Genomic DNA, 17,771 nt, shown 5'->3' with positions numbered 1-17,771 from the left:
GATGGCCCAGCGCTCCATCACCTATCGCTCATCGTTCAACATCGTCATGGTTGTCATCGTCGCCGCTCTCGCCGCCTTCCTGACGATCGATGCAGCGGTTCGCGGTTTCTGGGGCATCGCTCTCATCACGCTCCTGTGGTCGTTGGCGGTCACAGGAGCACTCGCGCTCCTGCTGGTGCTGCCCAAGCTCACGGCGGACCGCATGGGGCTCACGTGCGTCGGCCCGATCGGCACCTGGAGCATCCCGTGGGTGCGCGTCGACAGCGTGCAGACCCGTCGTCTGCTGCTCGTGCGCACAACTGACGGCAGGAAGATCACGCTCTTCTCGATGCCTCACCGCCCATCAGGCAGCAGGCTCGCGCAGTCCTTCGACCTCGGCGACGAGATCGAAGCCGTGCGCCGCGACTGGGAGGGACGCGCAGACCCCGACGCGGTGACGGCGCATCGGTACAACCTGGTGCCGCTCGCCCTCGTCGGGGCCGTGTGGATCGCCGCGATCGCGGCATCCCTCATGCTGTGATTCGGTGGCTACACCCCGAGAGGAATGTTCGCTCCGGGAATCGCGTCCAGCAGGTTCTGCGTGTATGCCTCGCGCGGGTTGCCGAACACGTCGTCCGTCGTGCCAGTCTCGACCACGCGCCCCTTCTGCATGACCACCACGTTGTCTGCGATGACGCGGACGACGGCGAGGTCGTGTGTGATGAAGAGGTACGTCAGCTCAAGCTCAGACTGGAGCTCGGCGAGAAGCTGCAGAATCTGCGCCTGAACGAGCACGTCAAGTGCTGATACTGCCTCGTCGAGAACGACGATGTCGGGCTTCAGAGCAAGTGCGCGCGCGATCGCGATGCGCTGACGCTGGCCGCCCGAGAGCTCGTTCGGATAGCGGCTGATGAGCTGCTGCGGCAGCGCGACCTGATCGAGGAGTTCGCGCACGCGCGCCCGCCGCTCGGTCGTGGAGCCCACCTTGTGGATGCGCAGCGGTTCCCCGATGATGTCACCGATGTTGCGCATCGGGTCGAGCGAGCCATATGGATCTTGGAATACCGGCTGCATCCGGCGTCGCAGGTGCATAAGCCCCGATCGTTTCATCGATCCGAGATCCTCGCCCTCGATCGCGATCCGACCGCTCGTGATCGTCTCAAGGCCGAGCGCCATCTTCGCGATGGTCGACTTCCCCGACCCAGACTCCCCCACAAGCGCCGTCGTGGTGCCTTTGACGACCGAGAAACTCACCTTGTCGACCGCGGTGAAGTCTTCCGAACGGAAATTGCCGCGTCGGATCTTGAACACCTTCGTGAGGTCGGTGACCTCAATTGCCGTGGGGCGCGAGGCCGGAGCGGCCTCCTGGACGTCTTCTGCCCGCTCCTCGGCGGCCTGAGCAAGGTCGTACTCCCCGCCGATGTCGTCGACAGCTTTGTGTTCAGCTGCTGCTTGAATGCGCTTCGAGGCGAGACTCGGAGCAGCCGCGACGAGTCGCTTGGTGTACGGATGCTGCGGATTCTGCAGAATCTCGCGGCTGTCACCGGACTCGACGATGTTGCCCTTGTACATCACGATGAGCTTCTCGGCGCGCTCAGCGGCGAGACCGAGATCGTGCGTGATGAACAGCACGGCAGTGTTGTTCTGCATCGTCAGCTCGGCGAGGTTATCGAGAATGACACGCTGGACGGTCACGTCCAACGCGGAGGTCGGCTCATCTGCGATGAGAAGCTGCGGGCTCGCGGAGAGGCCGATGCCGATCAGCACACGCTGGCGCATGCCCCCGGAGAACTGATGCGGGAACTGCTTCAGACGCCGCTCAGCGTCGTCGAGCCCGGCCTGCTTGAGCACCTCGATCGCGTGCTTCTCCACGTCGCGCTTCGACGTGGCGACTCCGTTCGCGCGGATAGCCTCTTTCACCTGAAAGCCAACGGACCAGACTGGGTTGAGGTTGGACATCGGGTCCTGCGGCACGAAACCGATCTCGCGGCCCCGGACACCTTCGATCTGGCGCTCCGAGAGCTTCGAGAGATCGCGCCCGTCGAAGAGGACCTCTCCCCCGGTAATGCGGCCGTTTTCGGGCAGCAGGTTGATGATTCCATGCGCGGTCGTGGATTTGCCGGAGCCCGACTCTCCGACGATCGCGACGGTCTCCCCCGGCATGATGTCGAAGGAGACGCCGTGGAGCGCCTCGGCGAATCCGCTCTGAGTCGAGAATCCGATCGTCAGATTGCGAACGCTGAGAAGTGGGGTGACGTCGTTCATCGCGTTCTCGCTTTCGGGTCGAGGGCATCGCGCAGAACCTCACCGAGCATGATGAAGGTGAGAACGGCGACGGTGAGTGCAATCGAGGGGTAGATGAGCGCCATCGGCGCGGTGCGCAGCGTCGTCTGAGCGTCACTGATGTCGTTGCCCCAGGACATGACCGAAGAATCCATGCCGACGCCGAGGAACGACAGAGTAGCTTCCGCCACCATGGCGAGGCCGAGGTTGAGCGTCGTCACGACGATGACCGGCGTGAGCGAGTTCGGAAGAACGTGACTCATCATGGTGCTGAACCGGGAGCGTCCGAGCGAGATCGAGGCGGAGACGTAGTCCTGCTGCTTCACTCTGAGCACCTCGGAGCGCAGAATGCGCGCAACGGATGCCCACGCGAACCCACCGATCGCAAGCGAGATGGTCCAGACGTTGCGGTACTCGGAGAACACGGACATCACGACGACGGCCGCGAGGATGTAGGGAATCGAGAAGAAGATGTCGCCGACCCGCGAGAGGAACGAGTCGAGCCAACCGCCGTAGTATCCGGCGAAGACACCGAACAGGACGCCGAGGAAGCTTCCGAGCAGCGTGGAGACGATACCGACGACAAGTGAAGTCTGAGCACCCCAGACGATGCGAGCCCAGATGTCACAACCCTGGCGTGTGAATCCTAAGATGTGGTCTCCCTGCGGCCCAGCATTGCTGTATTTCAGCGTGCAACCCTGCGTCGGCGACACCTGTGTGAACAGCGTGGGAAAGAGTGCCATCGCGATGAAGACGAGCGCGATGACGGCCGAGATGTAGAAGAGCGGACGACGTCTGATGGAACGCCACGCGTCGCGCCAGATGTTGCTTGGCTTCTCTGAAAGCGAGACGGAGTCGATCTCCGCCACCGGAGTTTCGTCGACCGGTGCGACGTAGTGAGGAATGTGCTTAGGCATAACGGATCCTGGGGTCGAGCACGGCGTAGAGCAGGTCTACGAGAATGTTCAGGAGAACGTAGAAGATCACCATGACGGTGACGAATGACACGACGGTCGGGCGTTCGCCGCGCACGATCGCCTGGAAAAGCGTGTTGCCGACTCCTGGAATGTTGAAGATTCCCTCGGTCACGGTCGCACCGACGATGAGAATTCCGAAGTTCGTCGCGGAGTTCGTGACGACGGGGATCAGGGAGTTCCGCAGCACATGTACGGGGATCACACGTCGACGACTGAGTCCCTTCGAATATGCGGTGCGAACGAAATCGTTGCCGAGGGTCTCGACGGTCGAACCGCGCATGAGACGCATGCTCGTCGCGTACAGACTCAGCGCGAGGACGACGGCGGGAAGAAGCATGTTCCACCACGCGGTGTTGGCACCGACGGTCGGGCTGGCCCAGCCCCATTGGATGGCAACGAAGAACTGAGCCAGGAATGCGATGACGAAGATCGGCAGCGACATGAGCACGAGGCTGAGAACAAGCATCGAGTGGTCGAAGAACTTGCCCTTGCGGATGCCGCTGAAAAGACCGATCGTGATCGAAAGGATCAGCTCGAGGGCGACGGCCATGACGGCGAGCTTGAACGTCACCGGGAAGGTGTTGACGAGGATCGCCGAGACATCGCGTCCGGAGTAGCTGATACCGAAGTTTCCCTGGAAGATGTCGGCGATGTAGAGGAGGTACTGGACGATGAAAGGCTTGTCCAGGTTGTACTGCTGACGCAGCGCCTCAAGCACTGCTGGGTTCGGAGTCTTGTCTCCGAACATCGCCAGGATGGGGTCGCCCGGCATGGCGAAGACCATGAAGTAGATGAGGAAGGTCGTACCGAAGAAGACGGGAACGGCCTGCAGAAGTCTGAGCAGGATGTATCTGAGCACGTTTCGCTCACCGTGCCGTTCTGTTGTGGGTCATAGAGAAGGGACCGTTTCGCGGGTAGTCGAGGGGCGGCTCGCAGATGGGGTGGCGCAGCTGAGAGCTACGCCACCCCATCGTGCGCAAGGCGGGTTACGCCTTCTTGGTGATGTTGTAGTAGAGCGGCACCGAGTTCCAGCCGAACTCGACGTTGTCGACGAGCGTCGAGTACCCACCGACAAGGTTCTGGTACCAGAGCGGGATCGCCGGAAGGTCCTTGAGCAGCACTTCCTGCGCCTCCTGGAACTTCTTGTTAGCGGTCTCGTCGTCCGTCGCGCTGATGCCTTCCTTGATCAGCGTGTCGAACTCCTCACTCGAGTAGTCACCGTCGTTCGAACCGGCGCCGGTTCCGTAGAGCGGCCCGAGGAAGTTGTACAGACCCGGGTAGTCGGCCTGCCAACCGCTGCGGTTCGCGCCCGTGATGGTGCGGTTCGTGACGTCTTCGCGGAGCTCCGCGAACGTCGGGTATGCCTTGCCCTTCGCGTCGATGCCCAGGACGTTGGAGATGCTGTTGGTCACCGCATCAACCCACGCCTGGTGTCCACCGTCGGAGTTGTAAGCGATTGTGAAGGTGCCCTCCCAGGGGCTGATCTCATCGGCCTGCGCCCACAGATCCTGTGCCTTCTTCTCGTCGAACTTCAGAACATCGGCGCCCTTGAGATCATCGCTCCACCCGTCGATGACCGGGGAGGTGAAGTCGCTGGCGGGAGTTCGTGTGCCCTGGAAGATCACATCCGTGATCTCGTCGCGGTTGATCGACATGGACAGCGCCTGACGACGCAGCTTGCCCTCTTCACCGCTGAAGTGATCGAGGAACTCGCCGATCGTGAACGACTGGAAGACCGCCGAAGGCTGGTTGACGGCGCGGTCACCGAGGTCCGACTCGTACGATCCGAAGGCGGAGTCCGGAATCTGGTCGAGAACGTCGAGCTGATCCGCGAGCAGATCAGAGTAAGCGGAGTCCTGGTTGGCGTAGAACTTGATCGTCAGACCGCCGTTCTTCGCCTCGCGCTCGCCCTTGTAGTCCTCATTCTTCACGAGGTCGATCTGCACGTCGTGCTGCCATGCGTCGTCGCCCGCGAGCTTGTACATCCCGTTGCCGATCGGGTTCTGCCCGAATGCCTTCATGTCCTCGAACGCGACCGAGGGCAGCGGGTAGAACGCAGAGTAGCCGAGACGCTGACCGAAGTCAGAAGCCGGGTGCTTCAGCGTGACCGTGAAGTGGTAGTCGTCGATGATCTCGAGGCCACTCAGCTCGCTGTCTTCATCCCAACTGAAGCCCTCGATGTCCTCGAAGAAGTAGGACGAAAGCTGCTCGTTGCTGAGCTTCGCACCGTAGTTCCACGCGTCGACGAAGGACTTTGCTGTGACGTCTTCGCCGTTCGTGAATTTCCAGCCCTCGTTGAGCTGGATGTCCCAGACCTTGCTGTCCTCACTCTCAATCGACTTGGCGACCTCATTGTGCACTGCACCGTCGACGTCGTAGTAGATGAGTCCGGCGAAGATCGAGTCAAGGATCTTACCGCCGCCGACTTCGTTGGTGTTCGTCGGGATGAGCGGGTTCTGGGGTTCGTTGCCGTTGACGGTGATGATCGCCGAGTTGTCGGCGGATGCATCGCCCGTGTCGCCGCCGCCGTTTGAGCAGCCGGCCAACGCGAGAGCCGCAACGCTCGCTACCGCTGTAGCGGTGAGCAGGCGTCGCGTTCGCGACGTCGTTCTTCTCACTTTTCCTCCTGTGCAAGGGTGAAGTGCGGCAACGCCTGTAGGGCCGCGCTGCCGCAAGAGTAATAGCACGACACTAGGCGCAACACGCACGAGCGCACAACGCGCACAGCAGGAATGTTACTAGGAACTAACCGATTTGTAAGAACTGCCCTGTTTACGCGCGATCATTGCGGGCAATGCAATTATTTGCGAAGAAGGTTTGACACACAGTCCACTTACCGGATCTTCGCCACGAGCACCATCGACGCATCCAGGTCACTGTCAGCAGAAGCGGAGTCATCTCCACGGAGACGATCCGAACAGATCACGGCACTCTCCATTCCCAGACGTTCCAGTACAGCGTCGGCGACAGCACGATCGGGTCAACGCCGGAGACCGCGGTCGGATCGTACGCGGTGATTGAGGGGAACTGATAGAGCGGCATCCCGTAGCCATCTGCCCACAGCTGTTCATCGACCTGAGAGAGTAGCTTCCGCTTCTCGTCTGAATCCGCCGTCGTCGCGAGTCGCTCGTAGAGATCGTCCACCCGGTCGCTCGAATAGCCGTTGAAGTTGCCTTGTGCCCCTGAGATATATCGGCTCGCCGAGTCGACCGCTCCCGTACTCGTCGATTCCCAGGCGAAGAGCGCTGCGTCATACTTGCCCGGCGCACCGAGAAGCTCACGCCAGTTCGTGGTGCCGCAGTCGGTGACGGTGAAACCCGCCTTCTTTGCCGACTCGGCTATGAGAGAGAACTCAGTCGCGCGCCTCGGGTTGTCGGACGCATAGAGAATGCAGACTTCCGGGTTCGTCGTTCCCGCCTCATCGAGGAGCTTCGCGGCGCCGTCGATGTCGACGTCAGAAAACGAGGATGCCGCATCGGCTGCGTCTCGGTATCCGTCCATGCCCGGCGTGAACACGAACGAGTCGCGCACCTCAGCCTTCGACCCGACGATGGGTGAGACGAGGTCGCGGACGATCTGCTCACGAGGAATCGTCTTCAGAAAGGCCTCGCGAACTCGAGCATCGTCGAAGACACCGTCGATCGAGCCCGAGATCTGGAGATCGAGGTGCTCAAAGCTCGCCACGAGGCCCGTGAGCACAGAGACGTCGTGTACGTCTGCGAGCGCCTCAGCGACGTCGGGAGTCGCCTGCGGAGAAATGACGTCGACATCTCCGGAGGACAGCGCATCCACGGCATCCGACGGTGAGTCAACGTAGTCGAGCTGGACCGTCTGGATCGACGGCGTGTGGGCGCCGCGGTACTTCGGGTTCGACGTGAGTGTAACGCCTTTCTCCGGATCGATGGCGTCGATGGCGTAGGGGCCACTCGAAAGCATCACGGATGCCGGATCATCGACGTTCTCCAGCGCGAATCCGGTGTTCCAGAACGATGCGATCGAGCTGAGGGATGCGTCATCGCCCTCGGTGATCGCATCGATGATCGCTGTCTTGCCGGCATCCTCGTCACTCACGCCGAGGGCGTGCTCGGCGACCACGTGAGCGGGTAGCGGCGGCGGGAGCGCGATCTTCCAATCGGCGATCGGACGTGTGTAGGTGACGGTCATCGACCGCCCGTCCTCGCTGATCTGCGGAACGTCGCGAGCGAGCCCAAGGCCCATCGAGCTCTGAGCGCCCGAATCGAAGAAGACCGTCCCGTCGGGAAGGTCAGCGGACGGGTCCTTCTCGAGAGCGCTGCGGTAAGCCTCGATGTCGACATCGTCGGAATCGAGCGCTCGAGAGTTCGCCGCCCAATCGAGGAGCAGGTCCGCAGCGTCCACAGGCGTTCCGTCCGACCACGTGGCCCGGTCGCTGAGCGAGTACCTGACGACGAGCGGGTCGTCAGAGATCTTCTCGATCTCACCGAAGGACGCGTCGTCGACGGTCTCAAGATCGGAGCCGGGCGAGGTGAATCCGGAGAGCGTCATCGCCGTGACGTTGCCGTTTCCACTCGAGGCGCCCGACGGAGTGGTCGTGTTGTACGACGTGAAGCGCTCCCCCGTTCCGATCGTCACGCTCGAGTCGACGTCCGGTGAGGGACTCGAGCACGAGCTTCCGACGAGAGCGGCCGCGGCGAGCGCAGCCGATGCGGCGAGGATCCGTCTGAATCGCATTCGACCTCCTGGGCGAAACGCTACACTGGCGCCATCCCCCGACCCTGGATGGATGCTCCAGAATGACTGTTCCCGATCTCGCCCGAACGCCTGACGAGCGCGCGCGGCTCTGGTGGGAGATCGCCATCGTTCTGGGGCTCTCGCTCGGAGCATCCGCCGTCTACGCAATCGTCGACATCGTCATCAGGATGCTGTCGGAGACGCCGCTCGCGGATCAGTCGGCGGGCCTCAACCCGTCGCAGGACGAACGGGCGTGGGCTGATCTCGTCTATCAGGTGCTCGGAATCTGCTTCGGAGTCGTCCCGGTCATGCTCGCCATCTATCTGCTGTGGCGGCCGGCCCAGTCGGCGTTCGCGCGCATCGGGCTCACAGCGACGCGGCCGGGTCGCGACATCGGCGGCGGCCTACTGCTGTTCGCCGCCATTGGCATCCCTGGAATCGCACTCTATGCGATCGGTCGGATGCTCGGAATCACCGTCGCCGTACAGGCATCCGGCCTCGATGCCCACTGGTGGACAGTGCCCGTGCTGATCCTCTCCGCTCTGCGCGCGGCTCTGCTCGAAGAGATCATCGTCGTCGGGTATCTGTTCACCCGGCTGCGACAGCTCGGATGGCGCACGTGGACGATCGTCGGCGCAGCCGCGCTCCTGCGCGGAAGCTACCACCTGTACCAGGGTTTCGGCCCGTTCATCGGAAACGCCGTCATGGGAATCGTCTTCGGGTGGTTCTATGTGCGCTTCGGGCGCGTCGCTCCTCTGGTCGTCGCTCACCTGCTTCTCGACGTCGTCTCATTCGTCGGCTATCCGCTGGCGGTCTCACTGTGGCCAGAAATCTTCTCCGTCGGCTGACCTGTGGATAACGCTTTTGCGCTCGACTGACTTTCAGTAGAGTGCGAGCACGACACAATGTTGTGCCGCCCTCAGGGTGCACATGATCAAGGAGGATCATGGTTCCAGTAACCGACCCATCCCGCGATGAGCGGGTCCCCGATTACAGAGAGACACAGAACTCTCCGGAGTTCCGAGAGCTGCGGAGACGGCACCGCAGCTTCGCCTTTCCACTCGCCGTCGCATTCCTCGTCTGGTATTTCGCCTACGTGCTGTTGGCGGACTACGCGCACGACTTCATGTCGACCCCGGTCATCGGAAACATCAACCTCGGTGTCATCCTGGGGCTCGGCCAGTTCGTCACGACCTTCGGCATCACCATGTGGTACGTGAGCTACGCGAACCGCAAGCTCGACCCCCTGGCCACGTCGATCCGTGAAGAACTCGAGACGCGTGAGACCGTCGGAAGCACGGAGGCTGATCGATGAGCCCCATCATCCAGGCCGCCGAGATCGAGACCGTCGGCGAGCCGCTGCTCAATATCGGCATCTTTGCGGCGTTCGTCGCCGTCACGCTGATCGTCGTCCTCCGTGCGAGCCGCAACAACAAGACCGCCGCAGACTACTACGCCGGTGGACGATCGTTCTCCGGCGGGCAGAACGGCACCGCCATCGCCGGCGACTACCTCTCTGCGGCATCCTTCCTCGGCATCTGCGGCGCCATCGCGGTCAACGGCTACGACGGGTTCCTCTACTCCATCGGGTTCCTGGTCGCCTGGCTCGTCGCCCTGCTGCTGGTCGCCGAGCTGCTGCGGAACACGGGCAAGTTCACGATGGCCGACGTGCTGAGCTTCCGCCTGAAGCAGCGCCCCGTCCGCATGGCCGCCGCGCTGTCGACGCTGGCCGTCTGCCTCTTCTACCTGCTCGCTCAGATGGCGGGCGCCGGAGGCCTGGTCTCGCTGCTCCTCGGCATCCACGAGGAGGCCGGGCAATCGATCGTGATCGCGGTCGTCGGGACACTCATGATCCTCTATGTGCTGATCGGCGGAATGAAGGGCACCACGTGGGTGCAGATCATCAAGGGTGCGCTGCTCATCGCGGGCGCGGCACTCATGACGGTCTGGGTCCTCGCCCTCAATGGCTTCAACCTGTCTGAGCTGCTCGGCAACGCCGCCGCCGCCGCGGGCCCAGAGATCCTCGAACCCGGCATGAAGTACGGTGCGACCGAGACGTCCAAGCTGGACTTCGTCTCCCTCGCGCTCGCTCTCGTGCTCGGAACCGCGGGGCTCCCCCACGTGCTCATGCGGTTCTACACCGTTCCGACGGCGAAGGAAGCACGACGAAGCGTGGTCTGGGCGATCTGGCTGATCGGCCTGTTCTACCTCTTCACGCTCGTGCTCGGCTACGGCGCGGTGACGCTCGTCGGCGCCGACCGCATCCTCGCCGCTCCAGGAGGGGTCAACTCGGCCGCTCCGATGCTCGCCTTCGAGCTCGGCGGAGCGTGGCTACTCGGCATCATCGCGGCGGTGGCGTTCGCGACGATCCTCGCCGTGGTCGCCGGGCTCACCATCACCGCGGCGACCTCGTTCGCGCATGACATCTACACGAACGTCATCAAGCGCGGAAAGGCTTCGCAGGGCAAGGAGGTCAAGATCGCCCGCATCACGGTCGTCGTGATCGGCATCCTCTCGATCATCGGCGGAATCGGCGTGCAGGGGCAGAACATCGCCTTCCTCGTCGCCCTCGCCTTCGCCATCGCGGCGAGCGCGAACCTCCCGACGATCCTCTACTCGCTGTTCTGGAAGCGCTTCAACACACGTGGCGCGCTGTGGAGCATGTACGGCGGACTCGGCTCGGCACTGCTCCTGATCGTGCTCTCGCCCGTGTTCTCGGGAACGGAGACGTCGGTGTTCGCCGACGCGAACTTCGCGATCTTCCCGCTCCAGAACCCGGGCATCGTCTCCATCCCGCTCGGCTTCGCGCTGGGCTGGATCGGAACGATCACGTCGAAGACGGCGGAGGACCCGCGAATCGCTGCCGAGATGGAGGTGCGTTCGCTCACCGGTCACGGCGCCGAGCGCGCGGTCGAGCACTGACCCGCACGCAGACGGCACAGATGAGGGATGCCGGGTTCGAAGCAGCGCTTCGGTCCCGGCATCCCTCTGTCGGCGTCTCTTCTACTCGAACGCCTCGATCGGCGGGCACTCGCACATGAGGTTGCGGTCGCCGTAGGCCTGGTCGATGCGGCGCACCGGCGGCCAGTACTTCGTGCGAACGAGCGAGCGCACCGGATAGACCGCCTGCTCGCGCGTGTAGGGGTGCGTCCACTCGGCCGCGGCGATCGACTCAGCGGTGTGCGGTGCTCCGACGAGGACGTTGTCGTCCGCAGGCGCGTCGCCGACTGCGACGGCATCCGCTTCCGCCTTGATGCCGATCATCGCGTCGATGAAACGGTCGAGCTCGTCGAGATCCTCACTCTCCGTGGGCTCCACCATGAGGGTGCCCGGAACGGGGAACGACATGGTCGGCGCGTGGAAGCCGTAGTCGATGAGCCGCTTCGCCACATCGTCAACCGTGATGCCGGTCTCCTTCGTGAGCGGGCGCAGGTCAAGGATGCACTCGTGTGCGACGAGCCCGTTGTCGCCCGTGTAGAGCACCGGGAAGTGCTCACGCAGACGGCGCGCGATGTAGTTCGCACTCAGCACCGCGGCGCGCGTCGCACGCGCCAGGCCTTCCGCACCCATCATCCGGATGTACGCCCAGGTGATCGGCAGAATGCTCGGGCTGCCGAAGGGCGCCGCCGAGACCGGCCCGCCGTCGTGCGTCAGCCCCGAATGGTCATTCGTCTGAGCCATCGGGTGCCCCGGCAGGTACGGCGCGAGGTGCGCCTTCGCGGCCACGGGGCCGACGCCAGGCCCTCCACCGCCATGCGGGATGCAGAACGTCTTGTGCAGGTTCAGGTGCGATACGTCTCCGCCGAAGTCGCCGAAGCGCGCGTAGCCGAGCAGCGCGTTGAGGTTCGCGCCGTCAATGTACACCTGGCCTCCGGCGTCGTGCACCGCCTGAGTGATCTGCACAACGTCATGCTCGTAGACACCGTGCGTCGACGGATACGTGATCATGAGCGCCGCGAGGGCGTCGGCGTGCGACTCGACTTTAGCGCGCAGGTCGGCGAGGTCGACGTTGCCGTTGTCGTCGCACGCGACCACGACAACCTTCATACCGGCCAGAACAGCGGATGCCGCGTTTGTGCCGTGCGCGCTCGACGGAATGAGGCACACCGTGCGCTGGTCGTCTCCGTTCGCGCGGTGGTAGCCGCGGATCGCAAGGAGACCGGCGAGCTCGCCCTGACTGCCCGCGTTGGGCTGAAGCGAGACCGTGTCGTACCCGGTGACATCTGCGAGCCAGGATTCGAGCTGCGCGATGAGCTCGAGGGAGCCTCGCACGTCGTCGACGGGGGCGAAGGGATGCAGCCCGGCGAACTCCGGCCAGGTGACGGCCTCCATCTCCGTGGCCGCGTTGAGCTTCATCGTGCAGCTGCCGAGCGGGATCATTCCGCGGTCGAGCGCGTAGTCGCGGTCCGCGAGACGCTTCAGGTACCGCATCATCGCCGTCTCGGAGCGGTAGGAGCTGAAGACCGGGTGCGTGAGGTACGTGCTGCGACGCACGAGTTCGACAGGAATCACTCGAGCCGGAGAACCTGCGCTCACCCGCTGCCCGTCGACGCTCGTGCCGGCCGTGTGGCGGCTCCCCTCCGCGAGAGCCGGGAGAGGCTCTCCGTGCTCGTCGCCGAAGACCTCGATCAGCAGCGCCTCAAGGCCAGCGTCGGAGGCGGCGACTTCGTCCATGCTCAGACGCACGGTCTGACGGTCAGCTCGGTGGAGGAGCACGTCGCGCTCCGCTGCGCGTGCGAGAACCGCATCCGCGTTGTCCACAGTCACCGTCAGGGTGTCGAAGAAGCTCTCGTTCTGCACGCGGACACCGTGCGCGCGCAGCGCGCTGTGGACTCGCACCGTCGCTGCGTGAACGGTCTGCGCGATCGCGCGGATTCCGTCCGGTCCGTGGTACACCGCGTACATGGCTGCCATGACGGCGAGAAGAACCTGCGCGGTGCAGATGTTCGAGGTGGCCTTCTCACGGCGGATGTGCTGCTCGCGGGTCTGTAGGCTGAGGCGGTACGCGGGCTGGCCCGCGGCATCCTTGCTCACCCCGACGAGGCGACCCGGCAGCTGACGCTCGAGGCCCTTGCGCACGGCCATGTAGCCGGCGTGCGGACCGCCGAAGCCCATCGGCACGCCGAAACGCTGGGTGGTTCCCACGGCGACATCCGCGCCGAGTTCCCCGGGCGAGGCGATGAGAGCGAGAGCGAGCAGGTCCGCGGCGACGACCGCGATGCCCTTCTGCTCGTGGGTCTTCTCGATGAGTTCGGCCGGGTTCCAGATCTCCCCCGAGGCGCCCGGGTACTGGACGAACAGACCGAAGTGCTCGGGCAGTTCCGCACCGCCGCGCAGATCGGCCACCACGAGTTCGATTCCGACCGCCTCGGCGCGCGCCTCGAGCAGCGCGAGGGTCTGCGGGAATGCGTCGGCGTCCGCGACGAAGACGTTGGACTTCGCCTTCGACGCGCGGCGCGCCAGAAGCATCCCTTCGACCACAGACGTGCCCTCATCGAGCATCGACGCGTTTGCCGCGTCGAGCCCCGTGAGGTCGGTCACCATGGTCTGGAAGTTGATGAGCGCCTCGAGGCGGCCCTGCGAGATCTCGGGCTGGTACGGCGTATACGCGGTGTACCACGAGGGGTTCTCGAGCACGTTGCGCGTGATCACCGCGGGCGTGACCGTTCCGTAGTACCCCTGACCGATGAGCGACGTACGCACTGTGTTTCGCCCGGCGAGCGCGCGCAGCTCGGCGAGTGCCTCGCGCTCGCTCGCGGCCTCAGGGAGGAGGCTCTCGAGGCTCTCATCGACACGGATTCGCGGCGGAATGGCCGAGCTGACGAGATCGTCGATCGACTCGAAGCCGAGCGTCGAGAGCATGCGCTGACGCGCGGTCTCGTCGATGCCGATGTGTCGGTCGGCGAACACGTCGCCGAAGACGCCCGTCACTCGCTCACCAGCTTCGTGTATGCGGCTTCGTCGAGCAGGCCTTCGGGCAGCTCGGGGGCCTCGATCGTCAGCATCCACCCCTCGTCGAACGGGCTGGAGTTCACGAGCGACGGGTCATCGACCACCGCGTCGTTCACGGCGGTGACCGTTCCCGTGACGGGTGCGTAAAGCTCGCCGACGGACTTCGTCGACTCGATCTCGCCGACGACGGTGCCGGCCTCGACCTCGTCGCCCACCGCGGGGAGTTCGACGAAGACGACGTCGCCGAGCTTATCCGCGGCGAACTCGGTGATGCCGACGGTCACGGAGGAGCCGTCGATGCGGAGCCACTCGTGCTCTTCGGTATAGGACAGTGCGCTGGTGTCGGTCATGTCGTTCACTTCTTCCGTGAGTAGAAAGGCAGGGTGGTCACTGTGGTTGCGATGCGCTTGCCGCGCACCTCGATGTCGAGTTCGGTTCCGGGCTCCGCCTGCGACGGGTCTACGAAGGCCATCGCGATCGGGTGCCCAAGCGTAGGCGAGAGGATGCCACTGGTCACCGTGCCGACCTCGGCATCGCCCGCGAGAACGGCGTAACCGGCGCGACCGGCGCGACGCCCCTCGGCGACGAGGCCGACGAGCACGCGGGCCCCCTCCTCGGGGTCGACGGCGCCCTTGCCCACGAAGTTCTCCTTCGCGGTGACGACGACACGGCCGAGCCCGGCCTGCGCGGGCTTCGTGTCGCGGGTCAGCTCGTGCCCGTAGAGCGGCATTCCGGCTTCGAGGCGCAGAGAGTCACGCGCAGCGAGGCCGGCGGGGACGATGCCGTGAGGCTCGCCCGCCACGGTGACGGCGGACCAGAGCGCCACGGCATCCTTTGCGGGAACGAGCAGCTCGAAGCCGTCTTCGCCCGTGTAGCCGGTGCGCGCGAGCAGCAGCCGCGAGCCCTTCCAGGTCGCAGTCGCCCACGCGAAGTACTTCTGTTCGCTCCAGGGTGCGCTGAGATCGTCTATTCCGTCGGTCGCGGCGAGGATCTCCTCGGCGCGCGGGCCCTGGACGGCGATGAGGCCGTAGTTGTCGCTCACGTCGGTGACGGTCGCTTCGAAGTCGGTCGCCCGCTCGGCGAACGCCGTCGCCACGGCATCCCTGTTGCCCGCGTTGGAGATGATGAGGTACTCGGCGTCCTCGAGGCGGTACACGATCACGTCGTCGATGACTCCGCCCTGCTCGGTGAGCAGGAGCGAGTACTTCGCCCGACCGACGGCGAGCGCCGAGAGCCGACCGGCGAGAGCGTAATCGAGAAACGCTCCGGCGTCCGTGCCAGTGACGGTGAACTCGGCCATGTGCGAGATATCGAAGATTCCGGCCGCCTCGCGCACAGCCTTGTGCTCAGCGAGGTCGCTCGAATAGCGCACCGGCATCTCCCACCCGGCGAAATCGGTGAAGGTGGCACCGAGATCGGAGTGGACGGCGTGAAGCGGACTGCGGCGCAGCCGATCCGCGGTCGGGGTGTTCTTGTCTTGATCAGGCACGAGTTCTCCAATGTCGCCGTGCGCACAGCGTGCGATGGTGTGGGAACTCCCCCTCTGTCGTAGGCCTGAGAGCTTCGCCGCGCATGCGCGACTTTCACCATGGGCGGGAGCCGTGGCTCCGCTTTTCAGAGTGGCCAGATCGATGCGGTATGGGACCTGAGAGATTGGCGGGGAGGCTTGCTCCTTCGGTGCTCGGGGTTCCGAGCTCTCCCGCATCGCGCGTGCGGCCCGATATTCGGTTGCACGCTCAGCATACCTGGCGGCGCCGCATTCACGAAGGCTCTGCCCCCTCGACACGGGAATGTCACACAGGAAGTCTCGCGTTTACTTCGGGTCGCTCTGACACTAAGATGGTTTTTCAGGAGTAAAGGTTAGTTTGACTTTAACTGGAGGTGCGATGCCATCATCGATCACGCTCGCCGTCTCGACGGTGATCTTCGCCCTCCGGCCGCACCCCGAGACGCGGCATCCCGTGCTCTGGCTTCCGCTCGTGCGCCGGGTCCGTTCACCCCACAAGGGACTCTGGGCGCTCCCGGGCGGCCCCCTCGGCACCACCGAGGACCTCGCGGCTTCCGCCCGCCGCAACCTCCACGAGACGACACATCTGACGCCGCGCTACCTCGAGCAGCTGTATGCCTTCGGGCGGCCGGATCGCTCAGAGGACCGCACCGTGTCGATCGTCTACTGGGCACTTGTTCGACCCGATGTGGCGAGCGAGGGCGTCGAGACCGAGAACGTTCGCTGGTTCCTGGCCGACAGCCTGCCCGAGCTGGCGTTCGATCACAGCCAGATCGTCGAGTACGCGCTCTGGAGGCTCCGCAACAAGATGGAGTACTCGCGCATCGCGACCGCGTTGCTCGGCGAGACGTTCACGCTCTCAGACCTGCGCGAAGTTCACGAGGCTGTACTTGAGCGCCGCCTTGACCCCGCGAATTTTCGCCGACAGGTCGAATCGACGGGCGAGGTCGTGCCGACAGACGAGTTTCGCACCGGCGGTCGACATCGCCCCGCACGCCTCTATCGACACAACCATTCCATCGAACTCGCAGACAACGGCCCCCTCACCGGTCGCTGACGCACCGACACCCGAAGGACACCCCATGACCCCGACGGCATCCGTCGACCTCACAATCCGCGACATCACCAAGGACACAACCGACACGATCTGCAGCACCGACCTGCTGACAGCACCCTGGGACGTCGACGTCTCCCCCGGCTACGGCCCCGGCGCATCGGAGAGCGATGTCATCCCCGACGACGCGCCGCGCCAGGGAGAGCTGCCCACGGAGTACCGCGAAGCCTCCTCGGAGGAGCTCGATCGCCGCATCCGCGCCGCGAAGGAGACCCTGGGTGACCGCGTCGTGATTCTCGGGCACTTCTACCAACGTGATGAGGTCGTCCAGTACGCCGACTACGTCGGAGACTCGTTCAGCCTCGCCAGCGCGGCCAAGCGACACACCGACGCCGAGGCGATCGTCTTCTGCGGCGTCCACTTCATGGCGGAAACTGCCGACCTCCTCTCCGGACCGACTCAGCGCGTCATCCTGCCGAACCTCGCCGCGGGATGCTCGATGGCCGATATGGCGAACATCGACCAGGTCGAGGAGTGCTGGGAGCAGCTGAGCGAGGTGTACGGCACCGAGCCGGACGCCGACGGCCGCGTGCCTGTCATCCCTGTCACGTACATGAACTCGTCTGCCGCGATCAAGGGCTTCTGCGGTCGCAACGGAGGAATCGTCTGCACCTCGTCCAACGCGGAGCGCGTGCTCGAGTGGGCGTTTGAACGCGGGCAGCGGGTGCTGTTCTTCCCCGATCAGCACCTCGGCCGCAACACGGCCAAGCACATGGGCATCTCACTCGAACGGATGCCGCTGTGGAACCCGGCGCGTCCCATGGGCGGAAACAGCGAAAAGACCCTGAACGACGCCGAGGTCATCCTGTGGCAAGGCTTCTGCTCCGTGCACAAGCGCTTCACGGTGGAGCAGATCGCGAAGGCCCGGCGCGAGTATGAGGACATTCGCGTGATCGTGCACCCCGAGTGCCCGATGGAGGTGGTGGATGCCGCGGATGAGTACGGCTCGACGGACTACATCACCAAGGCCATCGCCGCGGCCCCTGACGGGTCGTCCTTCGCGATCGGCACCGAGATCAACCTGGTTCAGCGGCTCGCAGCGGAGTATCCACAGCACACGATCTTCTGTCTCGATCCGGTGGTCTGCCCGTGCTCCACGATGTACCGCATCCACCCCGGGTACATCGCCTGGGTGCTCGAGGAGCTGGTCGCGGGAGCGGTCGTGAACCGCATCGCCGTCTCCTCAGACGTCGCCGACCCTGCACGCGTCGCCCTCGAGCGCATGCTCGCCGCGAAGCCGAAGAGCTGA

Annotated in this window: 14 protein-coding genes and 2 riboswitches; of the genes, 6 read left to right on the top strand and 8 right to left on the bottom strand. The window is 64.4% G+C overall.

Features of this window, described 5'->3' with window-relative positions; genetic code table 11:
- Position 1 precedes the first annotated feature (1 nt).
- Positions 2 to 520, top strand: coding sequence for a hypothetical protein (locus tag ACSAGD_RS04845; RefSeq protein WP_437584602.1), 519 nt, complete (start codon positions 2 to 4; stop codon positions 518 to 520).
- An 8-nt stretch (positions 521 to 528) separates the two neighbouring features.
- Here the strand turns inward: ACSAGD_RS04845 and ACSAGD_RS04840 are convergent, their stop codons facing one another.
- The 5 genes from ACSAGD_RS04840 to ACSAGD_RS04820 all read right to left on the bottom strand — a co-directional run bounded on the left by ACSAGD_RS04840 (position 529) and on the right by ACSAGD_RS04820 (position 7,949).
- Positions 529 to 2,244, bottom strand: a complete 1,716-nt coding sequence (locus ACSAGD_RS04840; protein WP_437584601.1) for a dipeptide ABC transporter ATP-binding protein — start codon at positions 2,242 to 2,244, stop codon at positions 529 to 531.
- Positions 2,241 to 3,179 carry an ABC transporter permease gene (locus tag ACSAGD_RS04835; protein ID WP_437584600.1) on the bottom strand — a complete coding sequence of 313 codons (939 nt, stop codon included), beginning with the start codon at positions 3,177 to 3,179 and terminating at the stop codon, positions 2,241 to 2,243. Before ACSAGD_RS04835 ends, ACSAGD_RS04840 begins: the two co-directional genes overlap by 4 nt.
- A complete protein-coding gene (locus ACSAGD_RS04830) occupies positions 3,172 to 4,098 on the bottom strand; it encodes an ABC transporter permease (RefSeq protein ID WP_437584599.1) in 927 nt (308 codons plus the stop codon). The genes ACSAGD_RS04835 and ACSAGD_RS04830 overlap by 8 nt, the downstream gene beginning before the upstream one ends.
- A gap of 127 nt (positions 4,099 to 4,225) precedes the next feature.
- Positions 4,226 to 5,857, bottom strand: a complete 1,632-nt coding sequence (locus tag ACSAGD_RS04825) for a peptide ABC transporter substrate-binding protein (protein ID WP_437584598.1) — start codon at positions 5,855 to 5,857, stop codon at positions 4,226 to 4,228.
- A gap of 304 nt (positions 5,858 to 6,161) precedes the next feature.
- Complete coding sequence (locus ACSAGD_RS04820; RefSeq protein ID WP_437584597.1) at positions 6,162 to 7,949, bottom strand: ABC transporter family substrate-binding protein; 1,788 nt, start codon at positions 7,947 to 7,949, stop codon at positions 6,162 to 6,164.
- A 62-nt stretch (positions 7,950 to 8,011) separates the two neighbouring features.
- On the opposite strand from ACSAGD_RS04820, the gene ACSAGD_RS04815 reads away from it, so the two are divergent.
- The 3 genes from ACSAGD_RS04815 (at position 8,012) to ACSAGD_RS04805 (ending at position 10,871) form a co-directional block, all read left to right on the top strand.
- The gene (locus tag ACSAGD_RS04815) at positions 8,012 to 8,797 is read left to right on the top strand and encodes a CPBP family intramembrane glutamic endopeptidase (protein WP_437584596.1); all 786 of its coding nucleotides are present in this window, start codon (positions 8,012 to 8,014) and stop codon (positions 8,795 to 8,797) included.
- Between the two features lie 98 nt (positions 8,798 to 8,895).
- Positions 8,896 to 9,264, top strand: a complete 369-nt coding sequence (locus tag ACSAGD_RS04810) for a DUF485 domain-containing protein (RefSeq protein ID WP_437584595.1) — start codon at positions 8,896 to 8,898, stop codon at positions 9,262 to 9,264.
- Positions 9,261 to 10,871: a solute symporter family protein gene (locus tag ACSAGD_RS04805; RefSeq protein WP_437584594.1), complete on the top strand. Its 1,611-nt coding sequence runs from the start codon at positions 9,261 to 9,263 to the stop codon at positions 10,869 to 10,871. The genes ACSAGD_RS04810 and ACSAGD_RS04805 overlap by 4 nt, the downstream gene beginning before the upstream one ends.
- An 81-nt stretch (positions 10,872 to 10,952) precedes the next feature.
- On the opposite strand, the gene gcvP is transcribed toward ACSAGD_RS04805, so the two are convergent.
- The 3 genes from gcvP to gcvT are packed head-to-tail and all read right to left on the bottom strand — an operon-like array spanning position 10,953 to position 15,390.
- The gene (gcvP, locus tag ACSAGD_RS04800) at positions 10,953 to 13,958 is read right to left on the bottom strand and encodes an aminomethyl-transferring glycine dehydrogenase (protein ID WP_437584592.1); all 3,006 of its coding nucleotides are present in this window, start codon (positions 13,956 to 13,958) and stop codon (positions 10,953 to 10,955) included.
- Positions 13,877 to 14,251: a glycine cleavage system protein GcvH gene (gene gcvH, locus ACSAGD_RS04795; protein WP_437584591.1), complete on the bottom strand. Its 375-nt coding sequence runs from the start codon at positions 14,249 to 14,251 to the stop codon at positions 13,877 to 13,879. Before gcvH ends, gcvP begins: the two co-directional genes overlap by 82 nt.
- A gap of 5 nt (positions 14,252 to 14,256) precedes the next feature.
- Positions 14,257 to 15,390: a glycine cleavage system aminomethyltransferase GcvT gene (gene gcvT, locus ACSAGD_RS04790; protein WP_437584590.1), complete on the bottom strand. Its 1,134-nt coding sequence runs from the start codon at positions 15,388 to 15,390 to the stop codon at positions 14,257 to 14,259.
- Between the two features lie 44 nt (positions 15,391 to 15,434).
- A riboswitch (glycine riboswitch) is annotated at positions 15,435 to 15,525 on the bottom strand.
- Positions 15,526 to 15,613: riboswitch (glycine riboswitch) on the bottom strand.
- Between the two features lie 174 nt (positions 15,614 to 15,787).
- Here gcvT and ACSAGD_RS04785 point away from each other — a divergent pair.
- Together ACSAGD_RS04785 and nadA are read left to right on the top strand one after the other, a co-directional pair.
- Complete coding sequence (locus tag ACSAGD_RS04785) at positions 15,788 to 16,465, top strand: NUDIX hydrolase (RefSeq protein ID WP_437584589.1); 678 nt, start codon at positions 15,788 to 15,790, stop codon at positions 16,463 to 16,465.
- 25 nt (positions 16,466 to 16,490) lie between these two features.
- Positions 16,491 to 17,771 (top strand): quinolinate synthase NadA, encoded by a 1,281-nt coding sequence (nadA, locus tag ACSAGD_RS04780; protein ID WP_437584588.1) that lies wholly within the window; start codon positions 16,491 to 16,493, stop codon positions 17,769 to 17,771.

Origin of the sequence: Paramicrobacterium salitolerans (assembly GCF_051513965.1) — a bacterium.
In the GTDB taxonomy this organism is placed as follows: domain Bacteria; phylum Actinomycetota; class Actinomycetes; order Actinomycetales; family Microbacteriaceae; genus Paramicrobacterium.
This window is presented reverse-complemented; position numbering and strand designations above follow the sequence as displayed.